We start from the raw sequence: 14,407 nt of genomic DNA, 5'->3' as shown, positions 1-14,407 counted from the left end.
GACGTCGACCAGCTCTACGCCCACGAGCTCCTGGCCGACGGCGACGGCGCCATCGGTTACCTGCTCAAGGACAGGGTCACCAACACCGATCAGTTCGTCGACGCGGTCCGCAGGGTCGCGGCCGGCGGCACGGTCATGGACCCGAAGGTCATCACCAAGCTGCTCTCACGCAGCGACGCCCGCGGCATGATCGCCTCTTTGACGCCCCGCGAGCGCGAGGTGCTGGAACTGATGGCCGAGGGACGGTCGAACACGGCCATCGCCGCACGCCTGCACGTCAGTGAGAGCGCGGTGGCCAAGCACACCGCGAGCATCTTCGGCAAGCTCCGGATCACCGCGTCGGCCGACCACAACCGCCGCGTCCTGGCCGTCCTCGCCTACCTCAAGCGCTAGCTGTACTTGGCCATGATCTTGATGACCCCCAAGGGTGCCTCTGCGACAACCGCCCGGCCCGCGGCCGCCGCCCCGCCACCAAGGACGCCGCCGTCACCGGCCTGATCTCCGATGGGCACCGCCCCCGGCGCAACCACCAAGATCGCACCCAGCCCGACGCCGTCCTACGCGAGATCGACCCCTGACACCCGCAACCCTACCGAGGGCTGCTCGCCATCGCCGCCCGCGTCCTGGACCGGGCCAGTGAGCTGCCGCCTGGTCGACAACCAGCCCCACCCCACCAGGCCGACGAGCGCGCGGAGTGGCGGGCCATGATGGACGCCGAGCAGCTGGCCCCATGCGTCCCTGGTCCTTGATCAGCATGTAGCTACGCTCCTTGAGGCCCGGCCTGGGGCGCAGGGTTGTCCTGGCGGGCGGCGCGACGGGCTCCGACCAGTAGCAGGACGTTGGCGAGCAGGACGATCGGCCAGGGCGAGGGTCCCAGGATCACGGCGCAGACCGCGGTCCAGATCCCCAGCGTCCACGCGATGAACGGCGGTGGCACAATGCCGCGGCGGTCCAGCCACAGCACCATCAGGCCGACCACCATGAGGGGGATGCCGAAGCTGGCCAGACTCAACCAGTACCCGCTGTTGGCCGGGCTCATCGCGGAGAGGTCCTCCCCCCAGAGCTCCCCGCTGAACCACGCGTCGGCGTGGCGCGCGGCTTCCTCCACCGTCAGGGCGAGGAATGTGTGCGCGGCCCCGATTAGCGCCATGAGCCAACCAGCCCACTTGATCATTGGGACTCTCCGTTCTCTTGGCGGAGGCGCGTGACTCGGTCAGAGGTTGTGTGCGCGAGCGTGGTCCCGCCACGCGCGTTCCCATTGCCGGGTCATCGTCGGGTAGACGACCAGGTACCGGAACGGCTTGATTCCGGCCATGTACAGCCGTCCGAACAGGCCGTTGGGTTTGACCAGGGCCGCCATCCGCAGCTCGTAGTCGCCGTTGTCTGCGGGGACCCACCCGAGGTGGCAGACGGTGTGCAGGGTTTTGATCGCCAGTTCCTGTGCTGACTCGTCGCCGAGCTGGTAGAGGGTGGTGAACGGGATGCCGTCGACGTCTTGGCAGAGCGGAGCCTGGCGTAGGTCGGGCGGCAGGCGCTCGCGCAGTGATCGCACCCGCCCGTCTGCGCTCTGCGGGGGAGCATCCCAGCCGAACAGGGCAGCCAGCTTCGAGCGCACCGCGAACAGGCACCGGACCAGCGGCGGTGCCTCCTTGGGCCCGCCGGCGGCCCGCAGCGCGGCGAGCATGGCGGGGAAGTCGTCCGGCCCGGCGCCGGGCGTGCGGAACGCCCACACGTCCTCCACCAGAAAGTCGGGCGTGATCTGGTGGATCCGCCACGGGCGGTCGGTGTGCTCGGTGCCGGGAAGTCTCCTGGACATGGCGGCAACTCCATTACTGAACGTCAGTTCCGAAACAGCAATTTCGATACTCGCGTATCGGTATCATGCACGTATGGCAGCGAGAAGGCAACGGGGTGGACGCCCCCGAGACGTGAGCGTGGATCACAAGATCCTGCAGACCACCCGTGACCTGATCGAGGAGGTCGGCTACCTAGACCTGACCGTCGACCAGGTTGCGGCGCGCGCCGGGGTGGGCAAGGCGACGATCTACCGCCGCTACGCCTCCAAGGCCGAGATGGCGTTCGTCGCCAACGTGCACGGGCAGCAGCTGCCTCCGGTGGCCGACACCGGCTCTCTGCACGGGGACCTGCTGGCGCTGGCCCGCACGTTTTATGTCCTCATGGCCGCTCCGGAGGCCCGATATCTGGTACCGGCCCTGATTAGCGAACTTGCCGTCAATGCCGAACTGGTGACTCGGTTCCAGGACACCTACCTGGCCGCCGAACACGCCGCCTTTGCCCGCATCATCGAACGGGCCGTGGCCCGCGGCGAGCTGGCCGGGCCCGTCAACCTCGCGATCGCCCACCTGCTGCTGGCCGGCTCCCTCGCGGCCGCCCTGTACATCACCAACCTGCCCGTCGACGACGCGATGGTCACCGACCTCGCCGCCGCTGCCGCAGCAGGAATCACCGCCCTGGCCGACCAGCACCACAGCGACCCCGACGGAGCCGCCGAGCCGCGCTGAGGAGATCACCCCAGCACCTCGGTCACGATCACTCCGATCGCCTGCCAGCCAGCGGCAGCGTGTGCCGGGAAGTGACCAGCAACCGATGACAAGCCTGTGCCGGAGTCAGCGCCCCGCCCACAGACGCTAACGATGCCCGGCCATGTCCGAGGCTGGCTCGCCGCCGACCGGCGAGCCAGCTTCTCGGTCAGTCGCGCGGCTGGTCGGCGTGTTCGGCCACGGGCGGCTCGGTTGTCCGGCGGGTGTCGCGCCTGGACTTGGCCAGGCTGGCCACTGTTGTGACGGCGAGCACGGTGACGATGACGGCCAGCGATATCCAGTTGTTGATTTCGGGGACCCAGGTGACGTGTTCGCCGCCGTTGATGAACGGCAGTTCGTTCTCGTGCAGGGCGTGCAGGACGAGTTTCACGCCGATGAAGGCGAGGATGACGGCCAGGCCGTACGTGAGATAGACGAGTTTCTCCACGAGGCCGCCGAGCAGGAAGTACAGCTGCCTGAGCCCCATCAGCGCGAACGCGTTGGCCGCGAAGACCAGGTAGGCGTCCTGGGTGATGCCGAAGATCGCGGGGATCGAGTCGACCGCGAAGACCAGATCCGCGCCGCCGATGGCGATGATGACGATGAACATCGGGGTCAGCAGGCGGCGGCCGTCCTGCTTGATGGTCAGCCGTGAGCCGTGGTAGTCGTCGGTGACCGGGAACAGCCTGCGCACCAGCCGGACGACGCCGCCGTTGGGGTCGTACTCCTCCTCGTCCTTGCTGTCGAAGGCGAACTTCCACGCGGTGTAGATGAGAATGCCGCCGAAGAGCCAGAACACCCAGCTGAATTGCTGTACGGCCTGCGCGCCTACGGCGATGAAGACACCGCGCATGACCAGCGCCATCATGATCCCGATGAGCAGCACGCGGTGCTGGTGAATGGCGGGCACGGCGAAGTTCGCCATGATGAGCATGAAGATGAACAGGTTGTCCACGCTCAGCGTGTACTCGGTGATGTAGCCGGTGATGTAGGAAGCCGCGTGATCGTCACCGCCGAAGATCCACACGGCCGCGCCGAAGGCGACGGCACAGCCGATGTAGAAGGCGATCCACCGCGCGGACTCGGCGATCGTGACCTTGTGTGGTCTCCTGTTGACGATGATCAGATCGAGCAGGATCAGTCCGAGCAGGGTGGCGATGGTGGCGGCCCACAGCCAGGCGGGCACGGGCAAGGGTGGGGGCATGAAAGCTCCTCCGACTTGGCGTTGGCACGTCCGTCGGAGGTCTTCTCCGCCCGCGATGTCGCGGACCGACCGCGCCGGGCCCCGGTGGCGGGTCCGTGATGACGACGCGGCCGCGAAGGAGTACTCCCCTCCACTTCGTTCGTGATCTTACATACTGAATGCAGTAGTCCGATATATCTCTGTCGCTGAAGATGTCCAACGGCGCCCGATGCCGCGGGATCAGAGGGCGGCGAGGTTGACCGCCTCGGCCATGGCCCGGTACCCGGCGTCGTTCGGGTGGAGTCGGTCTCCGCTGTCGTAGGCGGGGCGGATGCGGTCGGTGTCGGCCGGGTCGGCCAGTGCGCGGTCGAAGTCCACGATGCCGTCGAACTCGCCGCCGCTGCGTATCCACTGGTTGACAGCGTCGCGTACCGACTCGCCGCGGTCGGTGAAGAGCGGGGAGTCCTTGAAGGGCGGGATGGTCCCGCCGATGACTTTCACGCCCTCGGCGTGGGCGGTGCGGATCAGCTGTCGATAGCCGTTGATCAGGGCTTCGCCGGTCGCTTTCGGGTTCGGCGTCGTGCAGGTCGATGGTGTGGTGTCGCCGTGCATGATGTCGTTGATGCCACCCATGGTGATCACGGTTCGTACTCTGGGATGGTCGAGAGCGTCGCGCCGGAACCGGTTGAGGAAGCTCTCGCCGAGGCACGCCGAGTCGTTGAGTACCCGGTTGCCGCCGATGCCGCTGTTCAGCACCACTTCCGAGCGGCCTGCGCGCTTCAGCCGCTGGGCGAGTACGTCGGGGTAGCGGCGGTCGGCGTCCGTGGTCGCGGCCTGGCCGTCGGTGATCGAATCACCGAAGGCCACGATCGTCTCGCTCTTCGCCGGGCGGCGGGTGGAGACGTCCAGTCCGGCGAGGTAATACCAGGAGGTGCTCCGCTCGGTGAACGGGGCCGCACCGGGGTTGCGCAGGTGGTCGCCCGTGGCCCGGTAGGAGGTGGCGATCGCGAGGTTGTGGTTGGTCGCCGGGCCGGTGGAGTCCTTGAGATAGAGGGTCACCGTCATGTGCTCGCCGGCCCTTACCCGGAGGTCTACCGGGTCGGCCGTCGCGTGCCCGCCCGTGGGGATGGTCACGGACGCGGATCTGCCGAACGTGACCGTCCGCATCGTTGTCGGCCGCACCGTCGCGCCGCCTGCCGACTTGCCGATGCTCGCGCCGGTCAGCCGGAGGGGGGCTGTGCCGTACACGTTGGACAGTCGCAGCCGCAGGCTGGAGCCTCCCGCACCGACGCGGACGACCTGGCGCACGGAGTGGTTCCTGAACCCCGCGTAGGCCCAGTTGGAGATCCACTCGCTCTGGCTGGGATGTTGTACGGCGGCCGCCCACCCCCTTGTCCAGTTGTGCGTGGTGGCGGTGGCCGGGGCAGGCAGGGCGATGAGCGGCCATGCCCCCAGCAGGGCGATCAACGGCATGCGAAACACGTGCGACGTCCTTGTGAGGTGATGTGTCATGGTGCCGGGGTGATGTCCAGGGCGGTGCCGTACAGGCGGGAGACGGGTATTTTGATGATCACCCGCTGCTCGCGTGCTTGTTGTTCCAGGAAGGCCGCTGCGTCATCCACCTGGCCGGCGAACCTCAGCAACTCCTCCGGCTGGTCGGTCACCTGGGCCTCGCCCTCCGCGACGGCGAACGACCACACGTTGTCTCCGCGTACGTGCAGGGCGACGCGCGGGTCGTTGCGGATCTGGCGGGCCTTGAGGCGGTCGGCGGTGGTGGAGATCCGGATGACCTGTTCGGCGGCACTCCATCGGTACAACACCGTCGACATGGCCGGGTGGCCGTTGCGCTTGACGGTGGCGAGCACGCCGAACTGCTGGTCTTCCAGGAGTTGTTCCAGTTCCCGCGTGGTCAGGCTGCGTGGGGCCGGACCTGATTGCTCACTCATGTGTTTCCTTTCTCCATCAGCCAATCGATCTGGTCGGCCTAACGCCGGGTCGGTGTAAAAGGTGAAATGGGTGCCCGGGTAGGCGCGCCGTTCGCCTTTAGGCGGGCGGTCGGCTGGTCTCCAGCGGCGTCTCCTGATCTTCGGCGGCGACGCAGACCAGGCCAAGCGTGCCGCGGTTTCCGCGGGCCGGTAGCGCATCATCCGCAGCAGCGACGCTGTTCTGCCACAGCTTCTGTGAGCGTCTGGATGTGCTGGTCGGCTTCCGGGTCGCGGTCACGGCGAGTTCTCCGGGTACGGCCTGCGCGGATGACGTCGACGAGCCGGTCCATCGTCCCGCTGAAGCCGTGGCAGAGCACCACGCACGCCGACCGCCCGGATCCGGACGTCGGCAGCGGTGAAGGACACCTTGGTCCGCATACGGATCATCTCCAGCGCACTAGACTGACTGCTGGTTAGCAATATAGCGAACCAACTGACCATGGGTAAGTGAGCTTCATGACATCTCAGCGGATCTTGGACGCTGCGAGCGATCTGTTCGCCGCCCGCGGCTACCGCGCCACCTCCATGCAGGCAATCGCCGACCGTGTCGGTATCACCAAGGCCGCCCTCTACTACCACTTCGACTCCAAGGACGAGATCCTTCGCCGCGTCACGCTGCCGCTGCTGGATGAGCTGGAGCGGGTGCTGGCCGAGGCCGAGTCCGGGGGCGGCGGCGCGGACGAGGTGCGGTGGCGGGCGATCGAGGGCTACGTCGACGTCCACCTGCGTCACCGCAGCACACTCACCATGCTGGTCAAGGACATGACGCTGCTGGTGCAGGCTCCGGTGGCCGACCGCTTCCGCGCCGCGATCGCCCTGGCCAACGAGCTGGTGGCCGGTCCTGGGGGCGACCTGGCGCAGCGGGTGCGCGCCTCCCAGGTGGTCGCCGGGCTGGCCGACCCCGTGGTGCTGTTCCGCGACGAACCCGCCGAACGGCTGCGAGGTCTGATCCTCGACGGGGCTCGGGCGCTCCTTGGCGAACCGGGCCCGCCCAGGCCGCGCGGCCGCGCCCGGGGACGGAACGGCGGGCGCCCTGCCGCGCTCACCGAAGAGCAGCTGACGCAGGCGCGTTCCCTTTACGCCGATGGTCTCGCCGTCGAGGAGATAGCAGCCCGCTTCGGCGTCTCCCGTGCCACCGTCTATCGCCGTCTCGAAATCTAACTATTTTGAGAATTAGTTTTTAAGAAGCGGGGCCTGGTTGTGCCTGCGCGGTCGGACCTCGCAGGGCGACGCGGGCCCGCGTGGCGGAGGATCCCGGAACAGCGCGATCGAGTGTCCAGTGCCTGGCGCCAGCTCCACCTCGGCCGAGGGCAGGACCTTGGACAGGCGGCGGGCCGCGTACGCGGAGTCCTGCATGGTGCTGTGCGCGCCGAACAGGATGCGCGTCGGTGCGCAACGCTCCCACCGCGGACACGCACCCTTCCTCCTCCTCGGGAACTTGATCTTGCCCTCTATTGCGCCGGATGAGCCCAAACGGGGCCCTTCTCATCCTGGCGCGCAGTGATGAAGGGCAAGCTCAAACCCCGGCGAGGAGAAGGATCGCCGAGGCGAGTGTTCCGATCTCGACGATCATGGCACAGGACGCGGGTAGCGCTGCGGGTGCCGATTATTCATCCGCGCAGGTCAAGCCGCATGTGCGTATTCCCTGAGGATGCCGCCGAGTCGATCATGTCGGCGGATATCCAGGCGGCTGATCTCGGCTGGGATGGTGCTCGGTTCGGGCAGAGGTCGGAGCGGCGCTGCCTGTCTAAGGGGCCGGTGAGGTCGATGTTCGTTGTAGAACGTCTCGAATTCTCGCAGTGTGTGAAGGAGGTGATGCTGGTTCAGATCAGGGTGCGGTCCAGCATTTCACGGCGGCAGGTCTGGATCCAGCGCTCCATGATGGAGTTCATGCGCGGGATGCGGATACCTGTGGCGACGACTTGGATTCCGGCGTCGGCCAGCACTGCGTCGAAGGTCGTGGTGAATTTCGCGTCCCGGTCGCGGATGAGGAACATGGCTGTGATTCCCGCCTCGTGTAGGTCCATGAGGAGGTTGCGGCCGAGTTGGGTGACCCATTGGCCGGTGGGGTGGGCGGTGGCGCCGAGGATGTGGATGCGCCGGGTGGCGTGCTCGATGACGGCGAAGACATAGAGTCTCGCCCCGGTCAGGGTGCGCACTTCGAAGAAGTCGCTCGCCAGCAGCGCGCCTGCTTGATCGCGTAGAAAGGTCGCCCAGGTGGTGTGGGTGCGTTCGGGTGACGGAGCGATGCCGTGTTCTTGCAGGATTTCCCACACGGTGGAGGCGGCGACCTTGATGCCGAGCGCGGCCAGTTCGCCGTGGATGCGCCGGTAGCCCCAGGAGGGGTTCTCCCGGGCCAGCCGCAGCACCAGGGCGCGGATGGATCGGAGGGTGCGCGGACGTCCTGGCCGCCGGGGTGCGCTGACCGTAGCGTGACGGCGTTTGAGCAGGTCACGGTGCCAGCGCAGGATGGTGGCAGGACGGATCAGCAAGGCGAGATGCCGGAGCCTGTCTCTTGGCACATGTGGAGCAGGCCTGAGAGCAGAAACCGATCCTCCGGGGTGAACGCGGGCCTGCTCACCTGCCGCTGCAGCACCGTCAACTGGTGCCGCAGCACCAGGATCTCGATCTCCTTGTCATGATCGGTCATCGGCAGCAGTGTTATGAACGAGAGGGTGTTCGTCACGGCGAGGTAGGTCAAGCGCAGCAGCACGAGAGATCATCATGCCGTTTCGATACAGCTCACGCGACCCCTCGATTGGAAGCGCGTGATCGCCCATCGAGCCTGCGACCTGCATGAATGAATTTTCGGCACCCACACCGTTCGGGGCCGCCCGCGGAAGGAGAGGTGGTCACCTCTTCACAATGAACGAATCCAGGCAGAAGTGCCCTGCCCTGTGACCGACCAGGACCAGATAGGCCAGGCTGTATTCGCGCCCAGGTGCCCTAACCCCACTCGGATTCTGCTCGCTCCAGCACTTCTTCCCGTGAGGGAGCCTCGGCCAGCACGTCTATGGCGGCCTCACGGACGCGAGTGGCCCACGCGGTGCCGGCTCCGGTCTCGGCGCGAGCTTTGGTGCGGGGGGTCGTGGCTCCGACTGCCTGCGACAGCAGACGGAGAGTGATGTCGCTCGGATTGCCGAACACGGTGAGGACCATTTCAGCCAGAGTGCGGGGGGCGCCATCGGGCCACATCTTGGCGCTGTCGCGGACCCAGCCGGGGATCGACATGACGGTGGGAAGGTCTCCGCAGTCGTCGGTGACGCTCCTCCATAGCGGCTCGTGAGGGTCAGAGGGCAGCAGCAGCATGAGCCGGACGAGCCGTTCCACGGCGGGGGACATCGTCTGCACGCGCGCTCCTTCACACAGGCGAGAGGCGTAGAACTCCAGGAGAGCACAGGATCACCCACGAAGAGCTCGCATGAGGTTCTATGAGCACGTCGCCGACGCGGATACGCGACAGCGACTGCGGCAGCGCGGGCCGGGTCACCGGTGGCGAGCTTGCCGTTGACCTCCTCCTCGGACACCCTCAGGCAGATCGCATCGAGGGCGTCGTACTGGCGCTGGGCGTTCTGCTTATCGGTGCTGACCCGGACCAGGCCGATGAGCGCCACGATGATCACACCTCCGTTCACCAAACGTGCTGTCGGATGTTGATGAACACGAGCGGAAAATGAACGGCCAGATGAACGCGAGACACGGACATGCAGGCTGAATCGGCTTCCCTGCGGAGGTTGTCTGCCGCGTTCGGCATGCGGTCGTTAGATGAACGTCCCTCATGGCGCCAGGCGGGGTCCGGTGGGCGGCTTTCGTCGCCTCGCGTTTCGTTCAGCGGTGTCTAGCCTGGGGCCATGACGTTGCGGTTCGATGGGGAGTGGATCATCAGCGACAGCTGCAAGCAGGTCGCCAAGGCTGAACCGGGTGGCCGATGGGTGTTGTCCTGGCTGTCCGGCACCTACGACCGGGAACAGGCGATCGCTCTAATGACCCGCGCAGAGAACGGCGACCTGGACACCGACCCCGAACAGCCACCACCTTACGCCGATGACTCATCCTCCCCAACCCCCGCGGCAGAGCGGCAGGAGCCAGAAGGCACCCCAAGTTAGGCAAGGCCCACAGGGCGTGCGACGTCCGTGAGAGACGCGTTCCGGGGAACGTGACCTGCGCCTCGCGCGGCCAGTGGTGCGCCTTTGAGGACGCGCTGGAGGGCCCGGGTGGGCTGGGATCTGGTCCAACCTGGTCGATGAGAGCGAGGGCGAGCCTGATGCCGGCGCGCCCGGCTTGGACGAATCCGAGGTCGTGCACGGCCGAACGGCGTCCTTCCGGCCACAAGATCGCGACGGTTGCCAGCGCCGAGATGGTCAGCAGCGCGCCGAGCGCGACCTTGATGAGGACGGTGGTGGGGGGTGTCCTTAGTCCCGGGGAAATTTCCAACAGATAACGCTGACCTGCGGAGACGCGGTCCATGTTCGTTGGCGTTGGGGGCGTTCAGGGTCGCGGGAGGCAACGTGGCGGACGTAGCACCTCAAGGCGGACAGACCAAGTAAGTCAGTGAGTGGCTGTTGGATCCCGTTTCCTCTGCCGGTCAGAGGTTTTCGACGTAGGTGGCTGCGATGTTGTCGGGTGGGTTGGTGTACAGGCCCAGGTAGCGGTCGTTGGCGTGGCCGAGGCGGCGCTCCAGTTCAGCCCGGTTGTGGCCAGAGGCTTGGGAGAGCTGGTAGGCGAAGGTACGACGGGCGTCGTGCGGGCGCAGGGTGCCGAGCTTGCGCTCGGGGTCGGGCATCTGAGCGTCGTGCAGGCGGCCGATCTCGCCGACGATGGTGTTGATCGAGCGCGGCGACAGCCGCCCATCGGGGCGGCGGGCGGCGATGGAGGCGGCCGACAGCAACAGCGCGGCCGCCTCTGTGCTGGCGGCGGCGTCACGACGTCCTGGCCTGGCCGATCACCACCAATTCGGCCAGCGCCGTTCTGCGGATCTCGGCCGTGATGTCAGCCTTGCAGTCCGCCAAGGTTGATAACGGGGCAACGACCTGGACCGCGACGGTATAGGAGGAGCACAGGCCAGTGGGGGTTGGCCAATCATGTCGTGAGGTTCGCTGGCACGGAGGCGTATCGCGCCACGCTTACGTTGTCGTTGTTGCTCCTCGGTCTTGCCGACTTCGCGATGTTCCCGCGCTGCCGGTCTGGCAAAGCTCAGCGGGTCACGGCGGTCTCCCGCTCCACACGCGACAACTTCTCGGGATTACGCACGTGGTAGGCGCCGGTGACGAGGCCGTTCTCCACACGCACCGCCACCACTCCGTCGATCTCCCCGTCGACTCGTACGAGCAGCCCGGGGCCGCCATTGATCTGAACCAGCTCGGCCGAGCGTTTCGCGTCGCGTTTCCACCAGCCGATGGCCAGCAGGCGAGCGACGTTGTCGATCCCCACGACGGGGCGCAGCAGCGCGTGCCTGACTCCGCCGCCGTCGCTCAGGGCGACGACGTCCGGCGCGAGGACGTCGAGCAGGCTCTGTAGCTCGCCGGTTTCGACCGCTCGCTGGAACGCTTGGAGCGCGGCTCGGGTCTCGGCCGGGGAGGCGATGCCGCGGGGTCGGCGGGCGGCGACATGTGCCCGCGCCCGGTAGGCGATCTGGCGTACCGCGTTCGGGCTCTTGTCGACGGCTTCGGCGATCTCGTCGTAGTCCAGATCAAACACCTCGCGCAGCACGAACACCGCCCGCTCGATCGGCTGCAGCGTCTCCAGCACCAGCAGCATCGCCATCGAGACACTCTCAGCGAGCTCGACGTCCTCGGCCACATCCGGCGCGGTCAGCAGCGGCTCGGGCAGCCATGGCCCGACGTAGGCCTCTTTGCGCCGGCCGAGCACACGTAGCCGGTCCAGCGCCTGCCGGGTGACGATCCGCACCAGGTAGGCGCGGTCCTTCCGCACGGTGCCGAGATCGACGCCCACCCATCGCAGCCAGGTCTCCTGCAGGACGTCTTCGGCGTCAGCGGCCGAGCCGAGCATCTCGTAGGCGACGGTGAACAGCAGGTTGCGGTGGGCGACGAACGCCTGGGTGGCGGAGTCCACGGAGTCAACGTGGTCGGCACGATCGAGCGGCTCGGCTGGGTCCGCACTTTGTTCGCTCCACTCGGTCATGCCCCGCTCCTGCCGGTTCGTTCTCAGCACTGCCACACGCACAAGACGTGGATCCCCGCCGCTTTGTAACACCCACGGTAGGTGGCCTATGTCACATGGCCGCGCTGTTACAGGGATCGGGGCGCCGACGTCTCGTGGTCGTCAGGACGCCGCGCGAACGATCCGTACGGCACGACGACGAGTTGAGAGAAGTCTTCCCATGTCCACACCCACGACGACCGGCCAGCGGTCGCGCATGCCCAATCCCCTCCCCTTCCTCCCCGAGATGGCGCAAGTCGGCGAAGGTCTGCACAAGGCCCTCCAGAACGGCGCGATTTCGCAGACCACCATCCATCTGCTGCAGCTGCGCGCCGGGCAGCTCCTCGGCAGCACGTACTTCACCATCCGGGAAACCGGCAGCCTCCGCAGGATCGGGGAGTCAGAGGAGCGCATCACCGCCGTAGCCACTTGGCGGGACGCCACCTACTTCACCGACGCCGAACGGGTCGCGCTGGAGCTGGTGGAGGCGGTCCTCACCCCGAACCCGTCCGGGGAGCGCGTCCCCGACGAGCTGTACGCCAGGGCGTCGGCGCACTACGACGACAAGGCGCTCTGGACGCTCATCATGGCGATCGCCCACATCGGCTTCTTCACCCCCGCCGCTCTCATCGCCAAGCCGATCCCCGGCATGCCCCCCGGCCAGAACTACAGCGCGTAAGAAAGGCACAACAGCATGAGCAGCACCACGTTCGCGGTGGCGGGAGCGACCGGGCGGCTGGGCCGCCACGTCGTCGACGTCCTGACCGAGCGGGGACACCACGTCGTGCCGATGTCTCGCGCCACCGGCGTGGACGTCATCACCGGTGAGGGCCTCGGTGAGGCCCTCACCGGGGCCGAGGTCATCATCGACGTCGCCTCCTGGCACTCCTCCGACCAGGACGCCGCGACGGAGTTCTTCCGCACGTCGGCCCGCAATCTGCACGAGTACGGCCAGAAGGCGGGGGCCGCCCGGATCGCGATGGCGTCCATCATCGGCGCCGACAAGGCCACCGCCGGTTTCCTCGCCGCCAAGAAGGTGCACGAGGAACTCCTCCTGTCCGGCCCGCTCCCCGTCCGCATCCTGCGGGCCGCGCAGTTCCATGAGTTCGTCGGCCAGCTCCTGGACTGGCAGCAGGGCGACGTCGCCTACCTCCCGGCCCTGCCCACCCAGCTCGTGGCCTGCCGCACCGTGGCCGAAGAACTGGTCGACCTGGCCACCGACCCCGGCGCGCCCGCCCCAGGAACACCGATCCCCGAGATCGCCGGCCCGCGAAAGGAGATCATGGCCGAGGCGGCCCAGCTCCTCGGCGCCCGCCGAGGCATCAAGGTCGTCGGGGTCGACGGCTCCGGCATGCCCGATGCCGAGATCGCCGCCAACGGCGGGTTCCTTCCCAGCCCGCACGCCAAGCTCGCCGGCCCCACCTTCCAGGAGTGGCTCGACACCCAGCCCTGAGCCGACCTTGCCCTTGCGCTCGGAAGTCCACCACCCGGGGCCCCGAGAGCAAGGGCTCCTCTGAGCCTCACCCTCGGAAACTCCATGGCTGCCTCGTCGAACGACATCCTCAGAAAGGGGCTCACGCATGCCCGTCACCGCGATCGACACAACGACCGCACTCGTCCTCATCGACCTGCAGAACCTCGTCGTCGGCCTCCCCACCACCCCCTACACCGGCTCAGAGGTGGTGGCCCGTGCGGTCGAACTGGCTGACGCCTTTCACCACCACGACGCTCCGGTTGTCCTGGTCCGGCTCACGGCCAACGAGGACGGATCAGACGCCGCGCCAGGACGCACCGAGATCCCGCGCCCACCCGCCCTCCTGCCCGCGGGCTGGGACGCCATCGTCGATGACCTGACCGGCCACCCCGGCGACATCACCGTGACCAAGCGCACCTGGAGCGCCTTCTACGGCACCGACCTCGACCTGCAGCTACGCCGCCGCGGCGTCACACAGGTCGTGCTGGCCGGGATCGCCACCAGCATCGGCGTGGAGTCCACCGCCCGCGCCGCCTACGAACACGGCTACAACGTCACGCTGGTGACGGACGCCCTAGCCGATCGGGACGCCGAGGCGCATCGCCACAGCATCGAACGGATCTTCCCACTCCTCGGCCAGAGCGCCACCACCGCCGAGGTCATCGACCTGCTGGCCAAGACTCGCGCCTGACGGTCCGACACGATCACCGAACGAAAGGACAGATGATGACGCAAGCCCCGGAATTGCCGCTGCACATGCTCGCGACAGCGAGGGTGTCGTGCAGGTGAAGACGCCGTTCGGCGGGCCCGCGTACGTGATCTGCCACTACGAGGACGTTCGCCGAGTGCTCGCGGACCCGGCCCGGTTCAGCAGCGCCATGACGTCGTTCCCGGGATACGGGCAGATGAACGCCGACGAACTGGCCAAGATGCAGGCCGGGCAGCTGATCGGATTCGACCGCCCGAGCACACGCGGCTGCCTGTCGCAGCATGGTTCCTGCCTTAGGGGTTGAGGAGGATCTTGATGGCGCCGTCCTGCTTCTTCTGGAAGATCTCGTACGCCCGC

18 protein-coding genes and 1 pseudogene are annotated in these 14,407 nt (G+C 67.3%); 9 read left to right on the top strand and 10 right to left on the bottom strand.

Annotated elements, in window-relative coordinates:
• Positions 1 to 3: 3 nt before the first annotated feature.
• A pseudogene (locus HNR40_RS52405) lies at positions 4 to 393 on the top strand (LuxR C-terminal-related transcriptional regulator); the annotation flags it as partial.
• Positions 394 to 760: 367 nt separating this feature from the next.
• Here the strand turns inward: HNR40_RS52405 and HNR40_RS52400 are convergent.
• Together HNR40_RS52400 and HNR40_RS52395 are read right to left on the bottom strand one after the other, a co-directional pair.
• Positions 761 to 1,174, bottom strand: a complete 414-nt coding sequence (locus tag HNR40_RS52400) for a DUF6463 family protein (protein WP_184976260.1) — start codon at positions 1,172 to 1,174, stop codon at positions 761 to 763.
• A 39-nt stretch (positions 1,175 to 1,213) separates the two neighbouring features.
• Positions 1,214 to 1,816 carry a DUF2867 domain-containing protein gene (locus HNR40_RS52395; RefSeq protein ID WP_184976258.1) on the bottom strand — a complete coding sequence of 201 codons (603 nt, stop codon included), beginning with the start codon at positions 1,814 to 1,816 and terminating at the stop codon, positions 1,214 to 1,216.
• A 112-nt stretch (positions 1,817 to 1,928) separates the two neighbouring features.
• On the opposite strand from HNR40_RS52395, the gene HNR40_RS52390 reads away from it, so the two are divergent.
• The gene (locus tag HNR40_RS52390) at positions 1,929 to 2,522 is read left to right on the top strand and encodes a TetR/AcrR family transcriptional regulator (RefSeq protein ID WP_221341903.1); all 594 of its coding nucleotides are present in this window, start codon (positions 1,929 to 1,931) and stop codon (positions 2,520 to 2,522) included.
• 187 nt (positions 2,523 to 2,709) lie between these two features.
• Here the strand turns inward: HNR40_RS52390 and HNR40_RS52385 are convergent, their stop codons facing one another.
• The 3 genes from HNR40_RS52385 to HNR40_RS52375 form a co-directional block, all read right to left on the bottom strand.
• Positions 2,710 to 3,744: a TerC family protein gene (locus HNR40_RS52385; protein WP_246510888.1), complete on the bottom strand. Its 1,035-nt coding sequence runs from the start codon at positions 3,742 to 3,744 to the stop codon at positions 2,710 to 2,712.
• Positions 3,745 to 3,963: 219 nt separating this feature from the next.
• Entirely contained in the window at positions 3,964 to 5,196 is a 1,233-nt protein-coding gene (locus HNR40_RS52380; RefSeq protein WP_184976256.1) for an SGNH/GDSL hydrolase family protein, read from the bottom strand.
• A 35-nt stretch (positions 5,197 to 5,231) separates the two neighbouring features.
• A complete protein-coding gene (locus HNR40_RS52375) occupies positions 5,232 to 5,669 on the bottom strand; it encodes a pyridoxamine 5'-phosphate oxidase family protein (protein WP_184976254.1) in 438 nt (145 codons plus the stop codon).
• A 495-nt stretch (positions 5,670 to 6,164) separates the two neighbouring features.
• On the opposite strand from HNR40_RS52375, the gene HNR40_RS52370 reads away from it, so the two are divergent.
• Positions 6,165 to 6,869 carry a TetR family transcriptional regulator gene (locus HNR40_RS52370; RefSeq protein WP_184976252.1) on the top strand — a complete coding sequence of 235 codons (705 nt, stop codon included), beginning with the start codon at positions 6,165 to 6,167 and terminating at the stop codon, positions 6,867 to 6,869.
• Positions 6,870 to 7,531: 662 nt separating this feature from the next.
• Here HNR40_RS52370 and HNR40_RS54065 read toward each other — a convergent pair.
• The 3 genes from HNR40_RS54065 to HNR40_RS52360 all read right to left on the bottom strand — a co-directional run bounded on the left by HNR40_RS54065 (position 7,532) and on the right by HNR40_RS52360 (position 9,059).
• Positions 7,532 to 8,230: a helix-turn-helix domain-containing protein gene (locus HNR40_RS54065; protein ID WP_376773622.1), complete on the bottom strand. Its 699-nt coding sequence runs from the start codon at positions 8,228 to 8,230 to the stop codon at positions 7,532 to 7,534.
• Positions 8,194 to 8,421 carry a hypothetical protein gene (locus tag HNR40_RS54060; protein WP_221341901.1) on the bottom strand — a complete coding sequence of 76 codons (228 nt, stop codon included), beginning with the start codon at positions 8,419 to 8,421 and terminating at the stop codon, positions 8,194 to 8,196. The genes HNR40_RS54065 and HNR40_RS54060 overlap by 37 nt, the downstream gene beginning before the upstream one ends.
• A gap of 233 nt (positions 8,422 to 8,654) precedes the next feature.
• On the bottom strand, positions 8,655 to 9,059 hold the full coding sequence (locus HNR40_RS52360; RefSeq protein ID WP_184976250.1) for a hypothetical protein: 405 nt from the start codon (positions 9,057 to 9,059) through the stop codon (positions 8,655 to 8,657).
• 80 nt (positions 9,060 to 9,139) lie between these two features.
• On the opposite strand from HNR40_RS52360, the gene HNR40_RS52355 reads away from it, so the two are divergent.
• Complete coding sequence (locus HNR40_RS52355; RefSeq protein ID WP_184976248.1) at positions 9,140 to 9,385, top strand: hypothetical protein; 246 nt, start codon at positions 9,140 to 9,142, stop codon at positions 9,383 to 9,385.
• A gap of 174 nt (positions 9,386 to 9,559) precedes the next feature.
• Complete coding sequence (locus tag HNR40_RS52350) at positions 9,560 to 9,814, top strand: hypothetical protein (RefSeq protein ID WP_184976246.1); 255 nt, start codon at positions 9,560 to 9,562, stop codon at positions 9,812 to 9,814.
• Positions 9,815 to 10,293: 479 nt separating this feature from the next.
• Here HNR40_RS52350 and HNR40_RS52345 read toward each other — a convergent pair whose 3' ends face one another.
• Together HNR40_RS52345 and HNR40_RS52340 are read right to left on the bottom strand one after the other, a co-directional pair.
• Positions 10,294 to 10,596: a tyrosine-type recombinase/integrase gene (locus HNR40_RS52345; RefSeq protein ID WP_184976244.1), complete on the bottom strand. Its 303-nt coding sequence runs from the start codon at positions 10,594 to 10,596 to the stop codon at positions 10,294 to 10,296.
• A gap of 305 nt (positions 10,597 to 10,901) precedes the next feature.
• On the bottom strand, positions 10,902 to 11,849 hold the full coding sequence (locus HNR40_RS52340) for an RNA polymerase sigma-70 factor (RefSeq protein ID WP_184976242.1): 948 nt from the start codon (positions 11,847 to 11,849) through the stop codon (positions 10,902 to 10,904).
• Between the two features lie 199 nt (positions 11,850 to 12,048).
• On the opposite strand from HNR40_RS52340, the gene HNR40_RS52335 reads away from it, so the two are divergent.
• The 4 genes from HNR40_RS52335 (at position 12,049) to HNR40_RS52320 (ending at position 14,354) form a co-directional block, all read left to right on the top strand.
• Complete coding sequence (locus HNR40_RS52335; RefSeq protein ID WP_184976240.1) at positions 12,049 to 12,546, top strand: carboxymuconolactone decarboxylase family protein; 498 nt, start codon at positions 12,049 to 12,051, stop codon at positions 12,544 to 12,546.
• Between the two features lie 15 nt (positions 12,547 to 12,561).
• Complete coding sequence (locus tag HNR40_RS52330; protein WP_184976238.1) at positions 12,562 to 13,320, top strand: SDR family oxidoreductase; 759 nt, start codon at positions 12,562 to 12,564, stop codon at positions 13,318 to 13,320.
• Positions 13,321 to 13,447: 127 nt separating this feature from the next.
• Positions 13,448 to 14,032, top strand: coding sequence for an isochorismatase family protein (locus HNR40_RS52325; protein ID WP_184976236.1), 585 nt, complete (start codon positions 13,448 to 13,450; stop codon positions 14,030 to 14,032).
• A gap of 88 nt (positions 14,033 to 14,120) precedes the next feature.
• Positions 14,121 to 14,354 (top strand): hypothetical protein, encoded by a 234-nt coding sequence (locus tag HNR40_RS52320; protein WP_184976234.1) that lies wholly within the window; start codon positions 14,121 to 14,123, stop codon positions 14,352 to 14,354.
• Positions 14,355 to 14,407 lie beyond the last annotated feature (53 nt).

This window comes from Nonomuraea endophytica (genome assembly GCF_014203235.1).
Taxonomy (GTDB): domain Bacteria; phylum Actinomycetota; class Actinomycetes; order Streptosporangiales; family Streptosporangiaceae; genus Nonomuraea; species Nonomuraea endophytica.
This window is presented reverse-complemented; position numbering and strand designations above follow the sequence as displayed.

What these genes read in the sequence shown, in the direction of transcription:
- HNR40_RS52400 (WP_184976260.1), bottom strand. Translation starts at nt 1,174, where the DNA reads ATGATCAAGTGGGCTGGTTGGCTCATGGCGCTAATCGGGGCCGCGCAC.
- HNR40_RS52395 (WP_184976258.1), bottom strand. Translation starts at nt 1,816, where the DNA reads ATGTCCAGGAGACTTCCCGGCACCGAGCACACCGACCGCCCGTGGCGG.
- HNR40_RS52385 (WP_246510888.1), bottom strand. Translation starts at nt 3,744, where the DNA reads ATGCCCCCACCCTTGCCCGTGCCCGCCTGGCTGTGGGCCGCCACCATC.
- HNR40_RS52380 (WP_184976256.1), bottom strand. Translation starts at nt 5,196, where the DNA reads ATGCCGTTGATCGCCCTGCTGGGGGCATGGCCGCTCATCGCCCTGCCT.
- HNR40_RS52375 (WP_184976254.1), bottom strand. Translation starts at nt 5,669, where the DNA reads ATGAGTGAGCAATCAGGTCCGGCCCCACGCAGCCTGACCACGCGGGAA.
- HNR40_RS52370 (WP_184976252.1), top strand. Translation starts at nt 6,165, where the DNA reads ATGACATCTCAGCGGATCTTGGACGCTGCGAGCGATCTGTTCGCCGCC.
- HNR40_RS52355 (WP_184976248.1), top strand. Translation starts at nt 9,140, where the DNA reads ATGAGCACGTCGCCGACGCGGATACGCGACAGCGACTGCGGCAGCGCG.
- HNR40_RS52350 (WP_184976246.1), top strand. Translation starts at nt 9,560, where the DNA reads ATGACGTTGCGGTTCGATGGGGAGTGGATCATCAGCGACAGCTGCAAG.
- HNR40_RS52340 (WP_184976242.1), bottom strand. Translation starts at nt 11,849, where the DNA reads ATGACCGAGTGGAGCGAACAAAGTGCGGACCCAGCCGAGCCGCTCGAT.
- HNR40_RS52335 (WP_184976240.1), top strand. Translation starts at nt 12,049, where the DNA reads ATGTCCACACCCACGACGACCGGCCAGCGGTCGCGCATGCCCAATCCC.
- HNR40_RS52330 (WP_184976238.1), top strand. Translation starts at nt 12,562, where the DNA reads ATGAGCAGCACCACGTTCGCGGTGGCGGGAGCGACCGGGCGGCTGGGC.
- HNR40_RS52325 (WP_184976236.1), top strand. Translation starts at nt 13,448, where the DNA reads ATGCCCGTCACCGCGATCGACACAACGACCGCACTCGTCCTCATCGAC.